Origin of the sequence: Stenotrophomonas maltophilia (genome assembly GCF_004920835.1) — a bacterium.
In the GTDB taxonomy this organism is placed as follows: domain Bacteria; phylum Pseudomonadota; class Gammaproteobacteria; order Xanthomonadales; family Xanthomonadaceae; genus Stenotrophomonas; species Stenotrophomonas maltophilia_AQ.
Genome location: NZ_QFHO01000007.1, coordinates 152843 through 160076 on the forward strand (window position 1 = coordinate 152843; position 7234 = coordinate 160076).

At 66.8% G+C, this 7234-nt stretch carries 6 protein-coding genes; 1 reads left to right on the forward strand and 5 read right to left on the reverse strand.

What is annotated here, in order from left to right; all coding sequences use genetic code 11:
- Positions 1-126: 126 nt before the first annotated feature.
- Complete coding sequence (mprF, locus tag DI041_RS07725; protein WP_046985601.1) at positions 127-2691, reverse strand: bifunctional lysylphosphatidylglycerol flippase/synthetase MprF; 2565 nt, start codon at positions 2689-2691, stop codon at positions 127-129.
- Positions 2692-2883: 192 nt separating this feature from the next.
- Here mprF and DI041_RS07730 point away from each other — a divergent pair, with 192 nt between their 5' ends.
- Entirely contained in the window at positions 2884-3231 is a 348-nt protein-coding gene (locus DI041_RS07730; RefSeq protein ID WP_005418155.1) for a RidA family protein, read from the forward strand.
- Positions 3232-3284: 53 nt separating this feature from the next.
- Here DI041_RS07730 and rnfB read toward each other — a convergent pair whose 3' ends face one another.
- The 4 genes from rnfB to DI041_RS07750 form a co-directional block, all read right to left on the reverse strand.
- Positions 3285-3698 (reverse strand): Rnf electron transport complex subunit RnfB, encoded by a 414-nt coding sequence (gene rnfB / locus DI041_RS07735; protein ID WP_046985602.1) that lies wholly within the window; start codon positions 3696-3698, stop codon positions 3285-3287.
- A gap of 25 nt (positions 3699-3723) precedes the next feature.
- A complete protein-coding gene (locus DI041_RS07740) occupies positions 3724-4314 on the reverse strand; it encodes an HAD family hydrolase (RefSeq protein ID WP_046985603.1) in 591 nt (196 codons plus the stop codon).
- Between the two features lie 76 nt (positions 4315-4390).
- The gene (gene metG / locus DI041_RS07745; protein WP_136640083.1) at positions 4391-6472 is read right to left on the reverse strand and encodes a methionine--tRNA ligase; all 2082 of its coding nucleotides are present in this window, start codon (positions 6470-6472) and stop codon (positions 4391-4393) included.
- Positions 6473-6574: 102 nt separating this feature from the next.
- The gene (locus DI041_RS07750) at positions 6575-7018 is read right to left on the reverse strand and encodes a DUF2147 domain-containing protein (protein WP_136640082.1); all 444 of its coding nucleotides are present in this window, start codon (positions 7016-7018) and stop codon (positions 6575-6577) included.
- Positions 7019-7234 lie beyond the last annotated feature (216 nt).

Genomic DNA, 7234 nt, shown 5'->3' on the forward strand with positions numbered 1-7234 from the left:
CCTCGGGGATGAGCGTGTCGACCAAGGTCGACACCTACCGGGCGCATGTAGCGTCGAGCGTGTCGACCAAGGTCGACACCTACCGGGTGGCAAGTAGCGCCGGGCCATGCCCGGCGGATAGCGGCCTCAATTCCGCCGTGGGTCCAGCGAGATCAGCCGCGTGGCATCGAGCAGCGCGGCGGGCAGGTGCATGCCACCGGGTGCGGCCAGATAACGCGGCCGCCATTGCGGGTCGAACTTGGACTTGAATCGGCGCAGGCCACTGAACCCGTAGAAGCGCTCGCCGTGCCGCGCCAGCAGACCGGCCAGCCGGTTCCAGCGCCCGGCCAGTCGATGCTGGGCCAGCCCGGACAACGGCGCCATGCCCAGCGAGAAACGCGCATAACCTTGTGCGCGGCCCCACAGGAACAGCTCGATGAAGAGGAAGTCCATCGTGCCCTTCGGAGCTTCGTTGACGTGGCGCATCAGGTCCACCGACAGCTCGGCACCGGCCGGTGCCTGCCACAGGTTGGCGAAGGCCACGATCTGGCCCTCGGCTTCGACCAGTGCCACCGGGAAGCGGACCAGGTAATCCGGGTCGTAACTACCGAGCGAGAAGCCCTTCTCATCGCCGGCCTTGTCTTCCAACCATGCGTTGGAGATCGCGTGCAGGCGCGGCAGCAGGCTTGGGATCTCTTCCACCGATGCCACGCGGAAGGACAGGCCGCTGCGCTTGCCGCGGTTCCAGGCCTGGCGCAGGTCGGCACGCTCGCGTCCCTCCAGCCCGAAATCATGCAGCGGCACCATCGCTTCTTCGCCCAGCTTGACCAGTCCCAGGCCGAGGTCGAGATAGGTCTGCCAATAGGTTTCACCGACCTGGTAGAACACCGGCCGCAGCCCGAGCCGGTCGGCTTCCTCGCGGAAGCGCCAGATCAAGGCGCGCGCCACGTCCGGCGGACCGACCGGATCGCCCATCGCGATCAGCGAACCGCCATAGCGCTGCATCATCACGAAGCCCTGCTTGGCCTCATCACGCAGAACCGCCTTGTCGGCAGTCAGGACCAGGCAGGCCTGGGTATCAGTGGCGCCAGCCAGCACGGGTGCCAGTGACTGCAACGTAGCCTCGTCGGCGGGTTGCAGTGGGCTGCGCGTGCTGTGCAGCAATCGCGCCAGGCCGAACATCACCAGCGCGATCGCGACCACCAGCAACGCACGCAGTGCGCGCGGTGCATTGCCCGACACTGCGAACTGCCACCACAGCTCGTTCTGGTACTCGACGTGGCTGTAGGTGAAGAACAGCAGCCAGGTGACCGCCACCAGCACCAGGCCGAGGTTGCGCAGCCATGGCCATGACCAGGCTTCATCGAGCAGTGCGCCCTGGCGGTAGAACTCGCGGCGTGCGGCCCACAGCGCCATCGCCACCAGCAGCGCAGAAACCGCGATCAGCAGCTGGCCACCGCGCAGCCACAACGGCAACGGGGTGATCACGCACACCGCCATCGCCAGCATCCACGCGGCGTGGCTGCGCCTGGCCAGGCCTTGTCCGATCAGCAGCAGGGCGACACCGCTGAGACTGCCGATCAGGTGCGAGGTTTCCAGGATCGGCAGCGAGGCGCCGACCAGATGACGACGTGGTGTTGGCAGCGTGCCGTCAATGACCAGCGCGGCACCGATGCTGAACACCGCCAGCGCGATGATCTGCGGCAGCCATGGGCGCAGCGCGTTCCAGCCGGCACGGGTTGCCCCAGCACTGGCCTGCAGCGGTTGCCGCAGCGCGGGCGCGAGGGCAAGCAGGGTGGCCAGCAGTAGTGGCAGCACGTAGTAGGTGACGCGGTAGATCAGCGCTGCGGCCAGCACCGCTGCCGGGGCTACCTGTGGCAGCAGCTTCAGCAGGCTCCACTCGAACACGCCCAGGCCCGCCGGCACGGTCGAGACCAGGCCGGCCAGCACCGCCACCAGGTACAGGCCGACGAAGCCGGGCAGGCCGGTGGGCGTGGAGTCGGGCAGCAGCACATAGAACGCAGCACTGGCCAGCACCAGCTCGATGACGCTGAGTACGGTGACACCCAGCATGGTGCGGCGGTCGGGCAACCAGAGTGCATGGCCGAACACGCTGAACTGCCGTCCCTCGCGGCCGACCAGCAACACGGTTCCCACAAATGCGAGCAGGGCGGCCACGCCGACCACGCGCACCGCGTCTGGATTCAACGGCAACGCCAATGCCGCCGCTGCAGGCTCCATGCACAACGCCACGCTGATCAACAGCCACGCACCGAACACGAAACCGAGCGTACTCATCAGCACCACCTGGCCGATCTGCGCCAGGTCCAGGCCGGCGCTGCGGTAGCCGCGCAGGCGCACGGCGCCGCCGGTCAGTGCGGCAAAGCCCACGGTCTGGCCGAGGGTGTGCGCGAGGAAAGCCGTGATGCCGATGCGCGCCGGATGCACGCGGATGCCGCTGCGGCGCAGGCCGATGGCGTCGAAGCCGATCAGGCAGGCATAGCTGGCCAGGCCGAGTACCACGGTAAGCGCGATCTGGGTACCGCTGAGCTGGCGGAAGGCCTGGCGGATGGCACGGTAGCCATGCTCGTCGAACTCACCGGCCAGGCCATGCAGGGCCAGTGCCAGGATCAGCAGCGGGATGACGATGGTGGCCACCCGCTTCCAGGTGGGCGTGGAAGGGGGAGCGATGGAATCGGAGGGGGCGGTCATCGGCGCAAGGGTGCGGCAGCAGGGGCGAGGGCGGTGTCAACGCGGGCGTGGCGCATCGTGCGCCTGTCGCTGGCATTTGACCAGCAGAACTGTCATGGGCCGGTAGTGGCATTGCGTGGAAAGCGTCCATGCACCCACCGTTGGCTGGTTTGGAGGACAATGCAGGCCTGATCACCCGCAGGAGCCACGCCCATGATGGAGCGTTACGACGTCGGACCGCGCATGTCCGAAATGACCGTGTACAACAAGGTCGCCTATCTCTCCGGCCAGATTCCGGAAGACACCAGCCAGGACATCACCGGGCAGACCCGGCAGGTGCTGGCCGAGATCGACAAGCTGCTGGCGCTGGTGGCCAGTGATCGCCAGCACGTGCTGCGTGCGGAAGTCTTCCTCGCCGACATCGCCGATTTCGATGGCATGAACAAGGCGTGGGACGAGTGGGTGGTCGAGGGTGCAACGCCGGCCCGCGCAACGTTCGAAGCCAAGCTGGCCCACGCCGAGTGGAAGGTCGAGATCGTGGTGACGGCGGCCGTACCGTAATCATTGAACGGGGTCAGATCCCTTTTCCGAAGGAAAAGGGATCTGACCCCCTGTTACAGGCGCACCAGCTCGATGCAGTCCACCGGACACGGCGGGATGCAGAGCTCGCAGCCGGTGCACAGATCGGCGATCACCGTGTGCATGTACTTGGCACCGCCGACAATGGCATCCACCGGGCAGGCCTGGATGCACTTGGTGCAGCCGATGCAGTCGGCTTCCACGATCAATGCCACCTGCGGCGCCTTGTGTTCGCCGCGCGTGCGGTCGAACGCAGCCGCAGGCACACCCAGCACCTGCGCCAACGCGCGCGCGCCTGCGTCGCCTCCGGGGGGGCAGCGGTCCACGCCGGCTTCGCCACGTGCCATCGCCTGCGCATACGGGCGGCAGCCGTCGTAGCCGCATTGCCCGCATTGGGTCTGCGGCAGCAGGCGGTCGAGGCGTTCGGTCAAGGGCGGGGTCAGGCTCATGCGTGGCGAAGGCTGCGCGTTGGGGTTACTTCAGGGGTTTGCCACGGAACCAGCGCTCGTGCGCCAGCGCCAGCATCGGTTTGTCTTCGGAACTGTCACCGTAGGCATGGATGCGTACGTAGCGCGACAGATCGAACTGGCGGCGGATGTGCTCGACCTTGCGCGGGCCGCAGTCGCCGCCCGCATAACGGCCGGTCAGGCGGCCGTCCTGGCTTTCCAGCCGGTTGCAGATCAACTGCAGGCCCAGCTGTTCGCACCACGGCTTCAGGTACAGGTCCAGCGAACCGGACACGATCACCACGGTGTGCTGCTGTTCCTTGTGCCAGCGGATCTGCTCCAGCATCTCCGGCCGCACCACTTCGGGCAGCACATCACGCGAGAAACCGGCTGCCAGCGTGGTGATGTCATCGCTATGACGGTCGCTGAAGGCCAGGCGGGTGACGCGTGCGCGGATACGTTCTGCCGAGATCAGCTTCAGCTTGTACGCAGCCAGCCACGGGCCGATCTTCCACCATGCCTGTGCCAGCTGTTCGGCCGTGGCGACGCGGCGCAGGAAGCGGCCATAGGTATCGCAGGTGGTCACGGTGTGGTCGAAGTCGAACAGCGCCAGTTCCATTGCGTTGCCTCCCATCGCGTTGCTTCCCCGGGCCGGTGCCGGCGGGCGCGGCCATAGGCCACGCCCGCCGCGGGCATCAGCGGACCGGCATGCCCGGCTGTGCGCCGCTGTCGGCGTCCAGCAGCGCCAGTGCGCCGCCGTCGAAACCGGCCGACAGGATCATGCCTTCGCTCAGGCCGAAGCGCATCTTGCGCGGGGCCAGATTGGCGATGAACACCACGCTGCGGCCGACCAGCTTTTCCGGCTCGCCATAGCTGCCGCGGATGCCGGAGAAGATCTGGCGCTTGCCCAGTTCGCCGGCGTCCAGTTCGAAGCGCAGCAGCTTGTCCGAACCTTCCACGAACTCGCACGCCAGCACCTTGCCAATGCGCAGATCGAGCTTGGCGAAGTCGTCGATGCCGATCGTGGCCGGTGCATCGGCGTTGTTCGCTTCGGGTTTGGCGGCGACAGGCGCGGCGGGCTTGGCAGCTTCGCTCTTGGCGGTGGGGGCTGCAGCGGCGGTGGTCTGCAGGGTGTCCTTGGAGGCGTCGATCATGGCGTCAATCTTCTTCGGGTCGATACGGGTGAACAGCGGGGTGTAATCGGCGATGCGATGGCCCAGCAGCGGCTGCGCCAGTTCGGTCCAGTCGTTCACCTGTGCGGCCAGGAAGGTTTCGGCCTGTGCGGCGGTGGCCGGCAACACCGGCTTGAGTGCGGTGACCAGCACGCGGAACAGGTTCAGGCCCTGGCTGCACACGGCCTGCAGCTGCGCATCGGCGCCTTCCTGCTTGGCGATCACCCACGGCTTTACATCATCGATATAGCGGTTGGCTTCGTCGGCCAGCGTCATGGTCAGGCGGATGGCGGCGGCCGGGTCGTTGCGCTCGTACGCTTCTCGGATCGGTGCCAGGCCATCGACGAAGCGCTGGTACTGGGCCGCGTCGGGCAGCTGCGCAGCCAGCAGGCCGTCGAAACGCTTGCTGATGAAACCGGCACAGCGGCTGGCGAGGTTGACGAACTTGCCGACCAGGTCCGCATTGACGCGCGCGATGAAGTCACCCAGGTTCAGGTCGAGGTCGTCGACGCCGCCACCGGACTTCGCCGCGAAGTAATAACGCAGCGCTTCCGGTTCCAGGCCGGCATCGAGGAACGTACGCGCCATTACGAAGGTGCCGCGCGATTTGCTCATCTTGGCACCGTCCACGGTCAGGTAGCCGTTGACGTGCAGGCGGGTTGGCGCGCGGTGGCCGGTGCCATGCAGCACCGCCGGCCAGAACAGGCCGTGGAAGTTGACGATGTCCTTGCCGAGGAAGTGGTGCAGCTCGGTGCTGGTGTCGGCGCGCAGGTGCGCCTCGAAGTCTTCGCCGATCCTGCCGCACATGGTCTGGAAGCTGGACAGGTAGCCGATCGGTGCGTCCAGCCAGACGTAGAAGTACTTGCCCGGCTGGCCGGGAATCTCGAAGCCGAAATACGGCGCATCGCGCGAGATGTCCCACGCGCGCAGGCCACCTTCGGCATTGAGCCACTCACCCAGCTTGGCCTTCACGCCCGGCAGGGCGACATCGCCGGCCAGCCATTCGCGCAGGAACGCATCGAAGTGGCCGACCTCGAAGAAGAAATGCTCCGAATCGCGCATTTCCGGTGTGGCGCCAGAGATGACCGAGCGCGGCTCCTTCAGGTCGGTCGGCGCATAGGTGGCGCCGCAGACTTCGCAGTTGTCGCCGTACTGGTCGGCGCTGCCGCAATTCGGGCAGATGCCCTTCACGTAGCGGTCGGGCAGGAACATTCCCTTGGCCGGGTCGTAGAACTGCGCCACCGAGCGGCGACTGATGTGGCCGGCTGCTTCCAGCTTCAGGTAGAACTGCTCGGTCAGTGCCTTGTTGGCTGCCGAATTGGTCGAGTCGTAATGGTCGAAGGCCACGCCGAAGGCGGCGAAGTCACGTTCGTGGCTGGCCTGGATGTTGGCGATGAAGGTTTCCGGGGTGACCCCGGCCTTTTCCGCGGCCAGCATGATCGGCGTGCCGTGGGTGTCGTCGGCGCAGACGAACCAGGCCTTGCCGCCGCTCATTCGCCGCGCGCGTACCCAGATATCGGCCTGGATGTAGCCGACCAGGTGGCCCAGGTGCAGCGGGCCGTTGGCGTAGGGCAGGGCGGTGGTGACGAGCGCGGTACGGGTCATGGTCGCGGGGTGAAGCCGAGGGGAACCGCAGAGTATCGCATGCCCGCAACGAGGTGACCCGGCCGGGGCCGGGTCACGGGTGTGAAGCGGGGGACGTGGCGCTTACTCGCGCTGCCAGGTCTGCGCGCGGCAGATGAAGGCGATGCAGCCGGACACGTCCAGCTTGGTGCCGCCGGCCTGCAGCTCCATCTTCGACTTGTAGGTCTTGCCGTTGGCCGGGTCGAGGATGGTGCCGCCGGACCACTTGTTGGCGCCGTCGGCCTTCAGGTTCCAGAGGATGGTCATGCCCTTCACCGGCTTGTTCTTGTTGGCACCTTCACAGCCGTCGCAGACCGGGTTCGGGCCCTTGTCCGAGTGCAGGATGTCGACCACCTTGCCGGACAGCGTGCCATTGGCGGCCTGGGTGATCTCGACGATCGACTTCACCTTGCCGGTCTTGTCGTCGATGGTCTTCCAGCGGCCGGCGGCGCTGTCGGCGGCCTGCGCCGACAGGGCGGCCAGGCACAGCGGCAGTGCCAGCAGCAGGGTCTTGAAGGTCTTGCGCATGGTCCCCTCCCAGGGTTCATTCCGGCACGGTGCCGGTATGGTTCGACTGTATACCCATTCGGCGGGGTATGGGGAAGGGGGGGCTTTGGCCGGGTTGCACCCGGCACCCGCACCCGCAACGGCAACAGCAACGGCGACGGCAACGGCAACGGCGTGCATTCCGTGCGGTGGCGGGGTGGGTCCGGTTGCGGGGGACGCCGTAAACCCATCCATGGG